Annotated in this window: 12 protein-coding genes; 9 read left to right on the plus strand and 3 right to left on the minus strand. The window is 43.2% G+C overall.

The window, feature by feature from the left end; translation table 11 throughout:
- The 4 genes from gshA to Q4546_RS11030 all read left to right on the plus strand — a co-directional run bounded on the left by gshA (position 1) and on the right by Q4546_RS11030 (position 4,430).
- Complete coding sequence (gene gshA, locus Q4546_RS11015; RefSeq protein WP_277869089.1) at positions 1–1,623, plus strand: glutamate--cysteine ligase; 1,623 nt, start codon at positions 1–3, stop codon at positions 1,621–1,623.
- Complete coding sequence (locus Q4546_RS11020; protein WP_102438110.1) at positions 1,623–2,051, plus strand: hypothetical protein; 429 nt, start codon at positions 1,623–1,625, stop codon at positions 2,049–2,051. Before gshA ends, Q4546_RS11020 begins: the two co-directional genes overlap by 1 nt.
- Before the next feature lie 305 nt (positions 2,052–2,356).
- Positions 2,357–2,974, plus strand: coding sequence for a hypothetical protein (locus Q4546_RS11025; RefSeq protein WP_102438112.1), 618 nt, complete (start codon positions 2,357–2,359; stop codon positions 2,972–2,974).
- Positions 2,975–3,251: 277 nt separating this feature from the next.
- Positions 3,252–4,430, plus strand: a complete 1,179-nt coding sequence (locus tag Q4546_RS11030; RefSeq protein ID WP_102477195.1) for a methyl-accepting chemotaxis protein — start codon at positions 3,252–3,254, stop codon at positions 4,428–4,430.
- A gap of 91 nt (positions 4,431–4,521) precedes the next feature.
- Here the strand turns inward: Q4546_RS11030 and purK are convergent, their stop codons facing one another.
- Complete coding sequence (purK, locus tag Q4546_RS11035; RefSeq protein ID WP_303446277.1) at positions 4,522–5,646, minus strand: 5-(carboxyamino)imidazole ribonucleotide synthase; 1,125 nt, start codon at positions 5,644–5,646, stop codon at positions 4,522–4,524.
- Entirely contained in the window at positions 5,646–6,137 is a 492-nt protein-coding gene (gene purE, locus Q4546_RS11040) for a 5-(carboxyamino)imidazole ribonucleotide mutase (RefSeq protein WP_076542981.1), read from the minus strand. The genes purK and purE overlap by 1 nt, the downstream gene beginning before the upstream one ends.
- A 409-nt stretch (positions 6,138–6,546) precedes the next feature.
- Here purE and Q4546_RS11045 point away from each other — a divergent pair, with 409 nt between their 5' ends.
- From Q4546_RS11045 to Q4546_RS11060, 4 genes are all read left to right on the plus strand, one after another.
- Entirely contained in the window at positions 6,547–7,635 is a 1,089-nt protein-coding gene (locus Q4546_RS11045) for a von Willebrand factor type A domain-containing protein (protein ID WP_303446278.1), read from the plus strand.
- A 209-nt stretch (positions 7,636–7,844) separates the two neighbouring features.
- Entirely contained in the window at positions 7,845–8,408 is a 564-nt protein-coding gene (locus Q4546_RS11050) for a sigma-70 family RNA polymerase sigma factor (RefSeq protein WP_102438140.1), read from the plus strand.
- The gene (locus Q4546_RS11055) at positions 8,401–9,264 is read left to right on the plus strand and encodes a hypothetical protein (RefSeq protein ID WP_303446280.1); all 864 of its coding nucleotides are present in this window, start codon (positions 8,401–8,403) and stop codon (positions 9,262–9,264) included. Before Q4546_RS11050 ends, Q4546_RS11055 begins: the two co-directional genes overlap by 8 nt.
- Before the next feature lie 241 nt (positions 9,265–9,505).
- Entirely contained in the window at positions 9,506–12,790 is a 3,285-nt protein-coding gene (locus Q4546_RS11060) for a S41 family peptidase (RefSeq protein WP_303446281.1), read from the plus strand.
- Between the two features lie 107 nt (positions 12,791–12,897).
- On the opposite strand, the gene Q4546_RS11065 is transcribed toward Q4546_RS11060, so the two are convergent.
- Positions 12,898–13,341, minus strand: coding sequence for an OsmC family protein (locus Q4546_RS11065; protein ID WP_102438126.1), 444 nt, complete (start codon positions 13,339–13,341; stop codon positions 12,898–12,900).
- A gap of 549 nt (positions 13,342–13,890) precedes the next feature.
- Between Q4546_RS11065 and Q4546_RS11070 the strand changes: the two genes are divergently transcribed.
- Positions 13,891–16,722, plus strand: coding sequence for a TonB-dependent receptor (locus Q4546_RS11070; protein WP_303446299.1), 2,832 nt, complete (start codon positions 13,891–13,893; stop codon positions 16,720–16,722).
- Positions 16,723–16,788: the final 66 nt, after the last annotated feature.

Genomic DNA, 16,788 nt, shown 5'->3' on the forward strand with positions numbered 1-16,788 from the left:
ATAAGCGAGTCACTACAAGAGAACAGCAAATTGAATTCATTCAATGAAACAGTCGATTATCTATCAAATGCCCAAGGGCGTGAATCTTTACTCGGCATGGTACGAGGCATTGAGCGCGAAGCGCTGCGCATCGAAAGCACTGGCCACCTCGCGATGGATAGCCATCCGCAAAAGCTCGGCTCAGCCTTAACGCATTCTCGTATTACCACTGATTATAGTGAGTCTTTACTTGAGTTCATTACCCCGGTGAATACTAATATTGACACCTTACTTGAAGGGTTAACTCAAACTCACGCCTACAGTGTTAAAAACATGAATGGCCAGACGCTATGGCCTGTGAGCATGCCGTGTTATGTCGGCGATGAAAAAGATATTCCTATTGCCCGTTATGGCAGTTCTAATAACGGTCAAATGAAAACCTTATACCGTAAAGGCTTAACCCATAGATACGGCGCACTCATGCAAATTATTGCAGGGGTGCATTTCAATTTTTCAGTCTCTGAACAATTGTGGGATAGCTTATATGAACGCACTGATAAGTCAGTGTCGCGCTGTGAGTTCATCTCAGAGTCTTACTTTGGCATGATCCGTAATTATCGCCGTTTAGTTTGGGTATTACCGTATTTCTTTGGTTCATCTCCTGCGCTGTGTGGCTCGTTCATTAAAGATAAAAACGTCGGATTTGATTTTAAGAAAACCGGTAAGGGCACCTTATACCTGCCATATGCGACTTCACTTCGTATGAGCGATTTAGGTTACACCAATAAAGAGCAAGAACGCTTAAACATCAGTTACAACTCACTGCCTGAATATTTACAAGGGGTGGGCGAAGCCATTCGCATGCCTTCTGCCAGTTTTGAGAAAATCGGCGTTAAAGTCGATGGTGAATATCGTCAGCTCAATAGCAATGTGCTGCAAATTGAGAATGAGTTTTACTCGCCAATTCGTGCCAAGCGAGTCACCAAAGCAGGTGAGAAACCTTCAGAGGCATTGTCTCGCGCTGGAGTTGAATACATTGAAGTGCGTGCATTAGATGTAAACCCTTATAGCCCAATTGGTATTGATGCCAGTCAGGTAAGATTTTTAGACTTATTCTTGCTGTACTGCTTGCTGTCGTCATCAGAAAAAAGTGATTGCGCTGCAGAGCAGGAAATCGCCGCTAACTTGCAAGCTGTGGTAGTTGAAGGTCGAAAGCCTGGGCTTGAGCTAATTAAAAATGGTCAGTCAATTAGCCGCACTCAATGGCTGAATGACATATTTGAACCTCTGTCTCGCCTCGCTAAGTTGTTAGATGGTGATTCTGGTAATGCATACCAACAGGCATTATCGCAATGGCAAGCCGCTATCGACGATCCAAGTTTAACCCTATCGGGTCGCGTGCTGGACGATGTGGTTAATCAAGGTCAAGATCATAGCAGTTGGGTGAAAAAACTGGCGCTAGATTATCAGCAATATTTATCTGACTACCCATTATCCGCTGAGGTGGAAGCTGGCTATGTTGAAGAGGCGGCACTATCACTTGCTCAACAGCATATGGCGGAAGCGTTACCGAGTGTCGGCTTTGATGAGTTTTTAGCTGATTATTTTGCTGACTTATCCAAACCTGCCGCAGCGTGTCGTTAATGAAAAGGCTAGCTTTATCTGTGGTGGTGCTGGGTCTATTACAAGGCTGTGCATCATCAGTGGATGAGCAAGCTATCTGTGGCTCGGTGGCGAGTTATATAACCCCACCGACCTCGCAGAGTCTTTATCGCGTGGTGGTGACTCATCTTGATGGTAAGCCTGTTATCTCAAGGCCTTATTATAAATTAACCGCTGGAAAACATGAGTTTACCGTGGCAGAGCTCATTGAGTCGCCTGAGTTAAAAGTTAAGCTTGCTGCCCGTAAGCCTAAAAATATTGATGTTGATGTGAAAGCGCACCTGCAGCTTCATTTAGCGGCTGAATTTAATCAAGATAGAATTTATACTGGCGAGAATACCGATTACTGGCAACCCGTCATATGGCAGCAAGAGCCCCATGAATGTGAGTTTGCCAACCCCGATAATTAATGTGCCGCTTAGGCGCGATAAGTGTCCCCAATTAGGCAATAATTTAATGGTTTAGTTACTCATTTATTCCGATATTAAATGTTACCTTGATAGTCTTTTTAGAAAACCTTAGCCGCTGAACCTCCCTCTAGCCCAGCTTTATTGTCAGACTTGAGTTCAAGTATTTTTTGACTAATACCAATGGTCGCATTCTAGCGACAGATTAAGTTCTATTTTTTAACGCCGTGGTTTGCATCTAGTTTATTTTGATGTGAAAATCGAATCGCTTTAGTTAACTCCTGATATTGATTACTTTAAGGGCATTTATGACGTGGTTTTTTCGTGCTTTGGGCGCAATGTTTCTTTTACAGCTTACGGGCTGTGCAACTCCGCCACCTAAAGAGCCTGATAATTTATGCTCAATATTTCAAGAAAATCGCTCTTGGTATAAATCGGCGGTAAAAACGCGCGAAAAGTGGGGCGTACCAGTACATGTGCCTTTAGCTATGATGTTCCAAGAAAGCTCGTTTAAACATAATGCCGCGCCACCAATGGAATACTTTTGGGGCTTTATTCCTATTGGCCGCGCCAGTGATGCCTATGGCTATGCTCAAGCAAAAACCATGACATGGGATGACTATGTACGTGAAACCGGTAATTCATGGTCAAGTCGCAGTAATTTTGATGATGCGATGGATTTTATGGGCTGGTTTATCTATAAAACCCATGCCATTAATGGGGTGTCAAAATGGGATGCGAAAAATCAGTATTTGAATTATCACGAAGGTTGGGGCGGCTATAAACGTGGCAGCTATAAAGCTAAAGCATGGCTTGGACCTGTTGCTAATCGTGTTGATGCTCGCGCCAGAAATTACGCTGCTCAGTATCATACCTGTAAAGAAGATCTCGACTCTTCCTGGTTATGGCGGTTATTTTTCGGTTAATACGCATTAGTTATTGTCATTCTCATCAGCCTCGCATTCGCGGGGCTTTTACTTTCTCTTGGTTAGATCAGTTTTTATACTTAACCTTGTTCATAAATATTTAACAATTAACGCTAAACTTTTTGCAGCTTATTCCGATAGTAATAAAACCGCTTGTGACAATTTGTAACCCTTGAGGCTATATGGCTTTTTGGGGGGATCAATGTTAAGCACCGCTAGCGCTAAAAGCTCATGACGAGTTGCTAGAAAAATATAATCACTACTTTCGGAACTGTATATGCAATCTCACAATAATAATAAATTACAGGCAACACTGCTTTATCCGTTAATCTCGTTGGTGCTGGTGGCATTGGTCATCATTGCATTTTTACCTTCTCAAATTGATAAAACCACGCTGTTACTCATTGTCGCGCTATTAGGTGCGGCGCAAACGATAGTAGGTCTGTATTTATTTAAGCAGTTTTTACACACACGCTTGAGTCAACTGGCTGAGTATCTAAGTTTAGTTATTAGTACGAAAGCCGCCCCTAAAAAGCCGCTAATCGATAGTGGTAATGATTTACTGGCGAAAATTACCAACGACCTTAGTGGTTTTATTGAAGAACTGAAATTGGTTTTAGATGACATTAAGCAAGATGCCAATAATTTTCACCATGGCTCGCAGGAGTTGGCGCAGCAAATGAATTCGGCTGAATCATCCGTTGCCAAAAGCACTGCTGAAACCGAGCTTATTTCAAGCTCATTAGCAGACATAGTGAAAACGGCAGATGAGTTATCAATCAATGCCGACGAATTTAAATCAACCTCTACGGAAGTGAAGCAATTACTTGAGCTCGGTAATAATGATGCGTTAAGTAATCAAACTGCCATGACCACCTTTGCCAATGGCATTGAAAGTTTGGTATCTGATTTAGATTTATTAAACAGCGACAGCCAGAAAATTGGTAATGTTTTAGAAGTGATTAAAAGTATTGCCGAGCAAACCAACCTATTGGCGCTAAACGCTGCCATTGAGGCCGCTAGAGCCGGTGAGCAAGGCCGCGGTTTTGCGGTTGTGGCTGATGAGGTTCGCGCATTAGCTCATCGCACTCAGGAGTCGACGGTAGAAATTCAAACTATTGTTTTAGAGCTGCAAGCCAAAGCGGGTAATGCTGTTAATGCCATTAGCGACAGTCAAAGAGTGACTAATGAAAGCGTGCAACAATGCCTGCGGGTCACCCAAGCATTTACTGATATTGGCGGCGCATTTGAGCAACTTGATAGTGTTGCCAGTAATATGACCTACAGCATTCAAGGGCAGCAATCTTCCACTAACAGTATCAGTAGTCGAGCGCTGGAAATTACCCGTTTGAGTCATGAAGTGCAGCAGAGCTTAAAAGCGATTTCAGACCGCGCTTATAGGCAACAAACCAGCTCTGAGCATCTTGAGAAAGTACTCACTCGAGTGTGTATTTAAACCCTAGCTAAATCATTACTTGCAAATCAATAGTCCATAAAAAAGGAGCCTTAGCTCCTTTTTTATGGGTTACGATTAAGTGCCATTGATCTTAATCAGCGCTAAATTCATCTAAAACCCAGGCTAATGGCGCTTGATACAGCTGCGGCATCCATTGTTGTAGCTGGCCGATACTGCCGTTTAGCATAGCGCTATTGTGAACCGACAAGTTTAAGTGACCCACTTTACGACCGACGCGAACTTCTTTGTTGTACCAGAATAACTCAGCGTTGGGTAAGCTTAACCAGCGGTCATCTTTATCAACACCAATTAAGTTCACCATCACACATTGATGATTCACTTGTGGGGTATGTAAAGGTAATCCGCACAAGGCACGCAGGTGCAATTCAAACTGATTGATATGACAACCTGATTGAGTCCAGTGACCAGAGTTATGAACCCGAGGGGCTAACTCATTAATCAGTAATTCATCACCAACCCGGAAACATTCCATCGCCATCACTCCAACATACTCAAGCTTATGCATAATTTTACTTAGCATGGCTTCAGCTTGGGCTTGTAAGTGGTTTAAGCGCGATAATGGCGCAATCGATGCCATTAAAATACCGTCTTGATGGAGATTTAACGCTAGCGGGTAAAATAAGCATTCGCCGGTTTGGGTTCGTACGCCCACTAATGACACTTCTTCATCAAAATTAATCGCTTGCTCAGCAATGGCTTCATTACGCCAATCTGCTGGGATAGTGGTTGACTCAGCTTGTTTTAACCAGTGCTGACCCTTACCGTCATAGCCGCCGGTACGGCGCTTTAATAATACTCGCTCGCCATATTGCTGATGCAATTGCGTCGTTTGAGTATTGTCGTCAACCAGCTCCCAAGGTGATGTTGGTACAGCTAACTCATCCAATAAGCTTTTTTGGGTAAAACGGTCTGCCAGCAGGCCAAAAACCGGGCCATTAATGAAATGCTTATGCTCACTAAGTTGCAAGCTTAAGTTTGATTCAGGCCATTGCTCTCGTTCTGCGGTGATGACGTCAGTATCGTTAAGAGGTAAACGCTCATCTGATGGGGTCATAATATCAACCGGACGAACATTAATCGCTAAAGGCTGCCCTGCATGGGACAACATCGCGCCCAATTGACCATCGCCTAAAACCCACACATTGTGCTGTGTAGCATGGGTTTGATTTTTTTGCTCACCGTCCTGCTTAGCCATTAAGCTTCCCTCGGATCTGGATTTTCAAGAATTGAATTAGTTTGCTCTTCACGAAAAGCATCCAAGCGCGCAGCAAGTTCACTGTCTTCAACCGCAAGAATTTGGCTAGCAAGTAAGCCAGCATTGAACGCGCCTGCAGTACCAATAGCAAGGGTACCTACAGCAATACCTTTAGGCATTTGTACGATAGACAGTAAGCTGTCCATGCCTGATAACGCTTTGCTTTGCACAGGCACTCCCAGCACAGGAAGGCGGGTTTTTGAGGCAATCATACCGGGTAAATGTGCAGCACCACCGGCGCCGCCGATAATGACTTTAAAGCCTTTACCAGCAGCAGTGCTAGCAAAGTCCATGAGTTTGTCAGGAGTACGATGCGCTGAGACAACTTCAACGTGATATGGCACCTGCAGCTTATCCATAATTTCTGCGGCGGCTTCCATGGTCGGCCAATCACTCTTAGATCCCATAACTACGGCAACAAGGGCTTGCATGATAACTCCTTAACACACTTATTATATTAGAATAATTTTACTTATACCTGCATAGGGTACAGGCATTATAGGCTGCATTTTTGCACCTATAAAAAAGGGGCTAGATAATATCATGTTGGCTAAGATTTCGCTGCATTTCAGTGTTTCCTGGGGCTGAAACTCAGTTTGTGATTACGAATGCTTATACTGGCTTTTGGTAAACATCGAACAGCAATCGTGTACTGCAAGTTTTGGGTTATTGATAAGGTAAAAATTAACCCGTTAACGTTACGCATAATTAATGTGCTTTTGGGTTTATGGTATTGATTTATATTGTTTTGTTTTGGAGGTGATTAAATGTGAAAGATAAATAACCCTTTTTTAATCTGAGCACGTTAATAATAGTATTGTGGTTATTACGGAGTCATAGATGAGTAAATGTACAATTTATCAGGCGTGCAAACTAAGCCTATTGCTGCTTGTAAGCGTTAATGGGGTTGCTGAAACTCTAACATTACAGCCAAACTGCGTGGCTGCTCAGCAGGCTGTTGTGAGTCATGGCGGCAACATGGTTAGTGGTGAAACGCCATTATCCCTGCTGACATTTAATACGGATAGCAGCGGCTGTATCAGCGACTATAACAGGCTAAAGCACTTACTCAACCAGCAAATCTGGCCTGAAAAAAATACCATCCAAAGCCAGAATTTACTCAATGCATTTCAATATGAATTTAGTCAATATCAGCCATTATATGAAAACTATCAGATACATACTGAACTGGCGCCATCGCCTTATAATAATGACACCTTGCTGCTGTTGATTAATATCAAACAGAGTGACAAGGCCACAGAGCCTGCAAAGCAAGGCTTAGCTTATTTACAAGCCAAGTTAAGCTTCAATCCAAGGTTGATTACGGAATACCGACTGATTGGTTTTGAGCGAAATTATGGCAACCCCGTTAATAAACAAATGTCCAAAGGCCATGCTCGATTGCAGGCTCAATCAAGTGGCCAATATAGTGCCTTGTATGAGTTGCGCATCGATGATTCAGCTGCTTATAAATCACCAGCCCATAAACCAAGTGCTCAGCAGCGCTTTAGTGCCGATAACCTCGCCACATTGTCATTGCATGACATGCGTATAACAAGCCAACAAGCTTTGCTTGGCCAGTTTGATATTGACATTGCTCAACAAGACAAATTCTTTCAACAAGCCAGTGATGAGTTTCGTTTTGCTGCAGCGGTGGCGGGTTTAGGGCAATTAATTAATCAAAGTAATTATGTTCATGGCTTTGATTATCATGAGTTAGTTAATATCGCTCTTGATGCTAAAGGGGCAGATAGCCAAGGTGAGCGCAGCGAGTTTATTGCCCTTGTTAAGCAGGCGATGCTAGTGTCTGTTACAAACAATGTCGGGATAAAAAAGCCCCATCAACGACAAGCTTATCCGATGCCGCAGCCTATTTATGATACTCCGCCAAAGCAGGGCAGCATTATTGGCAAGGCTATTTTTAACTAGCCTATTATTAACTCGGCTATTATTAACGAGCTCATTGTCGACAGGAGTATTAATGATAAGGTGCTGTGAATAATATCGCTCAATTGCAGAGTATTAATAGACAATCGCATTTACGCTGGGCAAACTGTTTAAAGTGATTAAAAACAGTCTATAAACCAAGGTTGCCGGCGGTGAAGGATAAAATAACTGCATTATCAGATGAGCAATTAATGTTGAATTATCAGCAAGGGGACTCGCTTGCTTTTGAGCAGCTGTATAGCAAACATAAAGGGCCTTTGTATCGCTATTTTGTGCGCCAAATCAACGATAAGCAATTAGCAGAAGATCTATACCAAGACACGTGGGGCAAGGTGATAAAAGCCGCCAGCAGTTATCAAGTCACAGCCAAGTTTACCACTTGGATTTATCGCATTGCCCATAACTTACTGATCGATCATGTGCGGGCGGTGAAACCACTCGATAAGCTTGCTGAAACTGCAGAAGAGGGCATGGATAGCTTTGATGCCAGCACACTGGATAGTTCTCATCGCAGTCGTCCTGATGAGCAACTGCTTGATAGCCAAAAAGGGCAATTATTAAAGACCTGTATTAGTAAATTGCCTCAATTACAACGAGAGGCTTTTTTGCTGAATATTGAATTGGGCTTAACAGCTACGGCAATCAGTGAGATTGCCGATGTAACCTTAGAGGCCACCAAAAGCCGCATTCGCTATGCCTATCAAAGTATTAAGCAATGTGTAGCGCTGAAATGGCAAGGGGCGGATCATGAGTGATTCTAAAGATAAAAGCTCAGTCAACGATAAGACTGATGAACAGTTTGTGGCTTTGCAGCAAGAAATTAAAACCCTGTATCAGCAGGATTTAGAAACGCCCCCCAAAGCGATGGATAAGGCTATCTTAGCCCAAGCTAAATTGAGCGCCGCTCCAGTTGAGCAGGCAAGAGCATCTCAAGGTGATTCAGCAGCCACAAATGTCGTGCAAGTGAGTTTTTGGCATAAGCATCGTTTAGGGCTGTCAACCGCGGCATCTGTAATGATCATTGCCAGCGTGATATTAGTTAATCCAAACTTTACCCAACATGCCAATATAGATGCGGGTGACAGTGTGCCAATGGCAACGAAAGCCACTGAAACGTCTATTTCAGCAACAGTAACGCCAACAACTATTTCAGCAACGCCAACGCCAATGACGGCAACGACAGTTGAGTCTGCCGCTGATGTGGTCCCAACTGTGACAACTAAAGTTATGCCTCAACAGCAGCGTGAATCTATGTCTGCGGCTCAATCACAACCACAATTACAATCACAACCAGAATCTCAGCCTCAAGCTCAATTACCAACGCCAGCACAAACTCGTTCAGCAGTTACTGTCATGAGCTCAGCTAACGACATTAACTCAGCTAACACGACTAGCGCAGCCAACGCAACTGGCGCAGCTAAGGCAACAAACTCCATTAATGCAATCAAGCATTTAGCTGAACTGTTAGATAACAAACAATTGGAGCAAGCTCAGGCATATTCGAAGGTTATTGAGCTGCAATTCCCTGAGATTATTCAGCAGCAGCATCCTCAATATCAGCAATACCAACAATTACAGCAGCGCTTAAGCTTGCAACAATCGATTCAATAATGGCACTAGCGCACTAACAGTAACATTGGCTCTAGCTTGAAGATTTGTTGTCGAGCTAGGTGTCCAAAGCACCAAGGGTAACAACAAAAGTTGTTACCCTTTTTTTGCGGCGAATAAGTTAATTGTTACAAATTCTTAAACTTTTATCGCAATAAATACTGGGTTTTATACTGCTAAATCAGTTTAAGTTTGCTAGTTTGATTGCTTGAAAATAATAATATTTATAAGGACTTTTCTGACTATGAAACTTCGCCATTCTGTTAGCGCCTGTTTATTAGCTCTTGGGCTGTTAAGCACATCCGCTCTTGCGGTTAATTCAGACAATCAAGGCTATTACCGCGCGCCAGCGCTACATGATCAAACCTTGGTATTTACCGCCGAAGGCGATCTTTGGCTTAGTCAGTTAAATCAAACTTCAGCAACACGATTAACCACCCAAGCAGCAGAAGAAATCGATGCTGTGATTTCAAAAGATGGTAATTGGCTTGCCTATAGCGCGAACTATGATGGCGCTACTGAAGTGTATGTCATGCCGATCAAAGGCGGCGTTGCCAAGCGAGTAAGCTTTGAAAATAGTCGCGTCAGATTGCAAGGCTGGACAGCCAGCGGGGAGATTTTGTATGCCACCGATAATGCTAATGGACCGGCAAATTACTGGGTTCTTAAAACGGTAGATCCACAGACGCTGCAATTAACGGATTTACCCCTAGCAGATGCGATTGAAGGCACCATTGATGATGCGGGCGAGTATGTTTATTTTACTCAGTTTGGCCTGCAAACCAGTGGTGATAACGCCAAAGTTTATCGTGGCGGCGCTTTAGGTGAAATTTGGCGATTTAAATTGGGCAGTAATCAAGAGGCGCAAAAGCTGACAGCAGCTCATCAAGGCTCAGTAAGACAACCCATGCTGTGGCAAAATCGGCTTTATTTTATTAGCGACCAATCTGGCAATGATAATATTTGGTCGATGACGCTTGATGGTCAAGATGCTAAGCAACATACCCAATTTAGTGCTTGGCAAGTCAGAGATGCACAGTTAAATGATGGACGAGTTGTGTTTCAGCATGGGGCAGATATTAAAGTCTTTAGCATTAATGATGGCAGTTCATCCTTAGTCGATATTAGCCTGACTTCAGATTTTCCCCATCGCCGTGAACATTGGTTAAAAGATCCAATGGCATTTGCTACCTCAGTGGAGTTAGCCGCCAGTGGCGATAAAGCGGTGATCACCGCTAGAAGCCATGTAGCCATAGCAAGTCATGATGGCCGCCGCTTAATCCAAGTGCAATCACCCGCTAACGCCCGCATTAGAAATGCGTTATTAAGTACGGATGGTGATTGGGTTTATGGCATCAGTGATGCATCAGGCGAGCAAGAGATCTGGCAATTCCCCGCTGATGGCAGTGCAGGGGCAAAACAACTCACTAAAGATGGCAGTAGCTTAATAACCAGTCTGCATTTATCACCCAATGGCCGCTATATTGCCCATGATGACTACGATGGCAATGTGTGGTTAGTGGATTTAAACAAAGGTAAAAATACTAAAATCATCACCCATGGTGAAGGGTTAGGAGAATATCCGGATATCGTTTGGTCTGGTGATAGCCAATTTATTGCCTTAACCAAATTGGAAATGGGTCAACAGCGCCCGCAAATCGTGCTGTATTCGGTTAATGATAATAAAGCCCAATCCATTACCAGTGATAAATACGAGTCACATTCACCTAGCTTTAGCCCTGACGGACAATGGTTATATTTTTTATCAGCGCGGCACTTTAAAGCGACTCCTGGTTCGCCTTGGGGTGATAGAAATATGGGGCCGGTTTTTGATAAACGCACTGAAATCTTTGCCATCGCATTAACTGAAAAGTCGGTATTTCCCTTCGTAAAACCAACCGAGCTCAATAGCAGTATCATTGCCGATGCCAAAGAGGCTAGAAGTCAGGCTGATAGTAATCAAAAAGTCAAAGTGGATTGGGATAATATCAGTCAAAGACTCTGGCAAGTTCCGGTGGCATCAGGCAATTATTCCAGCTTAACTGCCAGTAAAGATAAGCTATATTTGCTCGATACAGTGGCAGATAAAAGCAGCTTAAAACTGGTGAAGTTTGATAACTTGTCGCCTGAGGTAACCGAGTTTTCCGCTGATATCAGCGACTATCAACTTTCAGATGATGGTGAAAAATTACTGCTAAGAAAACAGGCTAATCCAAGTGAGCTGCATATTGTTGATGCTGGCGATAAAATAGCCACAGAGCTTAAAAACACTCAGGTTGATACCGCCCAGTGGCAGTTATCTATAGCGCCAATGCAAGAGTGGCAGCAGATATTTGAAGATGCCTGGTTAATGCACCGTGACTCCTTTTTCGACAAGAATATGCGCGGGGTTAATTGGCAGCAGGTGAAGCAAAAATATCAGCCGTTATTAGCCCGCTTAACCGATAGAAATGAGCTTAATGATTTGTTCAAGCAAATGATGGGCGAGCTTGATTCATTGCACTCGCAAGTGCGCGGTGGTGATATAGCTAAAAACGACACTGCCACAGGGGCAAGTTTAGGGGCACGGTTAGCGCAAACCTCAAAAGGGGTGCTGATTAACCATATTTATCGTAACGACCCAGAGCTACCAACGCAGGCATCACCGCTGGCCCGTATTGACGTTGACGCCGCAGAGGGCGACATCATCAAAGCCATTAATGGTAAGCCTGTCAGCAGTCTTGCTCAGGTTAGTCAACTACTGCGTAATCAAACCAATAAACAAGTGTTGTTGGAGTTAACTCGTGGTAAAAAAAGCCATCAAACGATTGTTGTGCCCCATGATAACCGCACCGATGCCAAGCTGCGTTATTTAGACTGGGTCACCAATAATGCCGCTAAAGTCAGCAGTGCCAGTAAAGGCAACATTGGTTATTTACATTTGTATGCCATGGGGGCTGGGGATATTGAAAGCTTTGCCCGTGAGTTTTATACCAATTATGACAAAGACGGTTTAATCATTGATGTGCGTCGTAATCGTGGCGGTAATATCGATAGCTGGATTATTGAAAAGTTACTGCGCCGTGCGTGGGCTTTTTGGCAGCCCACCCATGGCACTGCTAATACCAATATGCAGCAAACCTTTAGGGGTCACTTAGTGGTGCTCGCGGATCAAATGACTTATTCAGATGGCGAGACCTTTTCAGCAGGCATTAAAGCCTTAGGGTTAGCGCCGTTAATTGGTAAGCAAACTGCGGGTGCAGGGGTTTGGCTTTCAGGGCGCAACAGCCTAACGGATAAAGGTATGGCAAGAGTGGCGGAGTATCCACAATACGCTATTGATGGCAGTTGGATTGTTGAAGGCCACGGAGTTGAACCGGATATTGAGGTAGATAACTTACCTTTTGCCACATTCTCGGGCCAAGATGCCCAACTTGAAACCGCCATTCGTTATTTAAAAGATGAGCTGATCCAAAAGCCAATCGCGCCGTTAAAAGCTAAGCCAATTCCTGCAAGCGGATTTGCGGCAGATACTAAAGCGCAATTTTAAAGGCGCTAACTTGAGTTAAGCTTGGTAAATAAGTGTAAAAAAACCGATATCAAGTCAAGTTGATATCGGTTTTTTTATTTGTAAATACAGCCTTTAGCAGGTATTTATCAGCCGTTAATTGCTACTTCAGAATTAACACTATTGGCGATAAAGCAATTGGCGTGGGCTTTGTCATGGATTTTATTTATCACTTCCTGACTGACTTCAATGCCTTCTGCAAAAGTTACCACTGGATTTAAGGTCATTTTGGTGACTGACAGCTTACCGTTATCATTTTTGCCTAGTTCTGCTTTGGCATTATCAACATAGGTTTCAACTGTTAGGCGTTTTAAATGGGCAATGGCTAAAAAGGTTAGCATGTGGCAAGAGGATAAGGCCGCAAGCAAACTTTCTTCAGGATTAACCTTGGCTTCATTGCCTTTATATTCAGGCGCAGAAGAGGCGTGAACAACTTGGCCTGTACCAAATTCGATTTGGTGATCCCGGTTAAACTCTGGCGCTTGATGATCAAAATGATCTGCTTGCCATTTTACCGTTAACTTAAAACCCATCATTTATCCTTTGTTTACAATTTCAAACACTTAGTGAGTAATCTGGTTAAAACTGTGATTAGAAGCATTACTCAAATGGTTTAGCTGAAAAGTATTCTACCTGAGTGAGTGACGAAATCTACCTCCCCTTAGATATTTAATGACTAGCCTATAGCCAAAAGTGGATTGCCGCGGATAGTGTAAATATTAATCATAATTAGCAAACCGATTTTAGCATGTGATTACATCAACTTAGCGACTATTTAAACAATCGATATGTTAATGAGATGTTATGAATACGTATGCGGTAAATTGAGGCTAGCACTAATCCATGACTAGTATATCGGAATAAAAATGCCTGATATTCCATTAGTCTGAGCGGTATAACTGAATGTTGGGTAACTATAAAAACCAGTACGGTGAGGGGAAACTCAATGTTCAATCGTAAACCTAGTGTGTTATCGCTATGCGGGGGGCGGATTTGCTTTTTCATCCGATATAGCGCTTGCTGCCGATGGCATCAATACAGAAAAAACTCAGGTCGCTAATGCGGTCGAAAATGAAACTAATGTGGATAATGCCGCAGCAAATACCAGTAGCAATAATATCACCGCTGAAGATGACATTGAGGTTATTCGTGTCACCGGTTATAGCCGTAGTTTGATTGATTCACTTAATTCAAAACGTTATGGGGATACTGTTTCTGAGCAACTATCAGCAGATGACTTAGGCGCACTGCCAGATGTATCAATGGCGGATGCATTAACCCGTTTACCGGGGATTTCAGCGGTGAGAACCGGTGGCCAAGCTGCTCAAATCAATATTCGTGGTATGTCAGGTGGCTTTGTCTCTTCAACCTTAAATGGTCGTGAGCAGGTATCGACAAGTGGCTCTCGTAGCATTGAGTTTGATCAATATCCTTCTGAGCTAATTAGCTCTGCTGCAGTATATAAATCTTCTAAAGCATCATTACTTGAAGGGGGCGTAGCCGGTACGGTTGAGTTAGCAACGGTTAGTCCTTTGAGCAAAACAGAAAAACATAACTTTGTGGTGAATGCCCGCGCTATGTATAACGACCGCGCGAGTGAAGTGTATGGTGCGGAAGAATATGGCGATCGCGTCAGTTTTTCATATCAGGGTAAATTTCTTGAAGACACATTAGGTATTGCCGTTGGTTATGCAAGATTGAATCAGCCAAGCGTAGCAACTCAATTTATTGGCTTTGCATACAATGGCACAGCGGATGTCGACTTTATCGAAAATGACACCAATGGCCCGATTGGTGACGATGGCGATATGACTAACGCCCATAAAGAATATTTGGGTGAAGGTTTTGAACTACAGCATCTTGGCGGCGTTGAAACTCGAAATGGCTACATGGGGGCGATTGAATGGGCACCGGTTGATAATTTTGTCCTTAAAGCTGATGCATTTATATCTCGCTTTGACACAGAAGCCTTTGCCCGTGGTTTTAGGGTTAAGTTAGATCCAGAAAGCGCTTCAATTGCCAACCCTGTTTTAGATGGTAACTCAGTGATTGGTGGTACTTACAACCGTAAGTCTACTGGTAACACGCGGGTTGAGTTGGTTAACGATGACAATCAAGATTTTGATGAAGTAAATAGCTATGGCATTAACGCTGATTGGCAAGTTACTGACAATCTTAATGTGAATGTTGATGTGTCTTTATCATCGGCAAAAAGTAATTTTCGTAATGGTTTGTTATGGTCAAATGTGGCAGTTGATGCCAACGCCGACACGCCCATTTTTGATGAAAATGTATCAATTAGCTACTTACTGAATGGTTTAGATTTACCCGATGTGGGTTTTAATCAAGCGGATGCATTTTCTGATACTGACCGTATGATGGTTAGCAAATATGGCATCTATCCCTATGTGAATGAAGATGAATTAATCGCTTATCGGATAGATTTTGAATACACCCTAGACAATGATGTTATATCCAGTGTTGAGTTTGGTAGTCGTTATTCAGACCGTACTTACTCTAATGACCGCTCAGTATTTGAATACGGAGTTGATAATGCTTTTTCGAGTTCGCAGCCGCCATTAAGATTGACCGATGACATGACCACTGTCGTTGATTGGGAAGGTGATTTTAGCTATTTCCCATCTTATTTAGCCATTGATGTTGATGCGGCACTTAACGCATGGTTCCCAAATGGAACTCCGCAACCAGTGCAAACATGGGGTAACGCTGATGGTGTTGCACCGGGGCAAGCCCAAGGTTATACCAACAACTATTCATGGTCAGTATTGCAAAGTGGTGAAGTGTACGAAAAGGTTTGGTCTGGTTATGCCTTAGCCAATATCAATACTGAATTAGGTGGTTTGCCAATAACGGGTAACGTTGGCGTAAGGGTGGTAAACACCGAACAATCGGCAACCGTGCTTAAAAATGTGGGTGGCGATCCAGCTTTTGGTGCGCAAAACATTCTCGACGAAATCGGTATCAATAACTCGCTTTATGCTCCCATCGTTGAAGGGGTGAGCTATACCGATTACTTGCCTTCAATTAACCTTAACTTTCATGTGACAGAAAGCGCTCAAGTGCGTTTTGGCGCCGCGAAAGTGATGTCTCGCCCACCTATTAATCGCTTAGCGGGCGATGCGAGCGCTTCGGTCAGCGACACAGGTGAAATTAATGGTTCAAGCACTAATAACCCATTCTTAAAGCCTTTCTATGCCGATCAATACGATGTGTCTTATGAGTATTACTTTGATGAAGGTGCGTTTGTTGCTGCGCTTTTCTACAAAGATATTAAGTCATTTATTGATACCGACAGCATCGACAACTACGACTTTAAAGGCAATGGCTACAACGTGCCTGATTCGATTGAATTAGACAGTGGCCAAGTTGTGCCAACGGTTAATGGTACTTTCACAACGGCAATGAATAACGAAAAGGGCGGCTATATTCGCGGTTTAGAACTGGCCTACACCCAAGTGTTTGCTTCATTACCCGATGCTTGGTCAGGGTTAGGCTTTAATGCCAGTTATTCCTATACCGAATCTGAAATCGAAACCATTTCTACCTTTGCTGGTGAAGCGTCAAAGCAAGGCCTACCTGGCTTATCAAATAATGTTGCAAGTGCAACGTTATTTTACAGTTATGAAGGCTTTGAAACTCGAGTTAGCGCTCGCTATCGTGACGACTTTATCTCAGAGCAAGTCGCTATTAATGAGCAGGTGGTCAATTTTGACGGTGAAACCGTGATTGATTATCAAGCGTCTTATCAAGTGACCGATGGGCTAGGACTGTTATTCCAAGTGAATAACTTAACTGACGAGCCAACTAAGAGCTATTTTGGCAACCAAAACAAAACCGGCACCATTCAGTACTTCGGTCGTGAATTTTATCTGGGGTTAAATTATGTCATGTAAATCTAACGCTGATGACGCCGTTAAGAAACTTAGCTCAACCAAATGCCCAGTATCGAATTTAACAGG

Source organism: Shewanella sp. 4_MG-2023 (assembly GCF_030548015.1).
GTDB lineage: Bacteria > Pseudomonadota > Gammaproteobacteria > Enterobacterales > Shewanellaceae > Shewanella.

Excerpts from the sequence above, each read along its gene's own strand:
- purE (WP_076542981.1), bottom strand. The coding sequence starts at position 6,137 with ATGCAAGCCCTTGTTGCCGTAGTTATGGGATCTAAGAGTGATTGGCCG.
- Q4546_RS11030 (WP_102477195.1), top strand. The coding sequence starts at position 3,252 with ATGCAATCTCACAATAATAATAAATTACAGGCAACACTGCTTTATCCG.
- Q4546_RS11060 (WP_303446281.1), top strand. The coding sequence starts at position 9,506 with ATGAAACTTCGCCATTCTGTTAGCGCCTGTTTATTAGCTCTTGGGCTG.
- Q4546_RS11020 (WP_102438110.1), top strand. The coding sequence starts at position 1,623 with ATGAAAAGGCTAGCTTTATCTGTGGTGGTGCTGGGTCTATTACAAGGC.
- Q4546_RS11045 (WP_303446278.1), top strand. The coding sequence starts at position 6,547 with ATGAGTAAATGTACAATTTATCAGGCGTGCAAACTAAGCCTATTGCTG.
- purK (WP_303446277.1), bottom strand. The coding sequence starts at position 5,646 with ATGGCTAAGCAGGACGGTGAGCAAAAAAATCAAACCCATGCTACACAG.
- Q4546_RS11065 (WP_102438126.1), bottom strand. The coding sequence starts at position 13,341 with ATGGGTTTTAAGTTAACGGTAAAATGGCAAGCAGATCATTTTGATCAT.
- Q4546_RS11050 (WP_102438140.1), top strand. The coding sequence starts at position 7,845 with ATGTTGAATTATCAGCAAGGGGACTCGCTTGCTTTTGAGCAGCTGTAT.
- Q4546_RS11055 (WP_303446280.1), top strand. The coding sequence starts at position 8,401 with ATGAGTGATTCTAAAGATAAAAGCTCAGTCAACGATAAGACTGATGAA.
- Q4546_RS11025 (WP_102438112.1), top strand. The coding sequence starts at position 2,357 with ATGACGTGGTTTTTTCGTGCTTTGGGCGCAATGTTTCTTTTACAGCTT.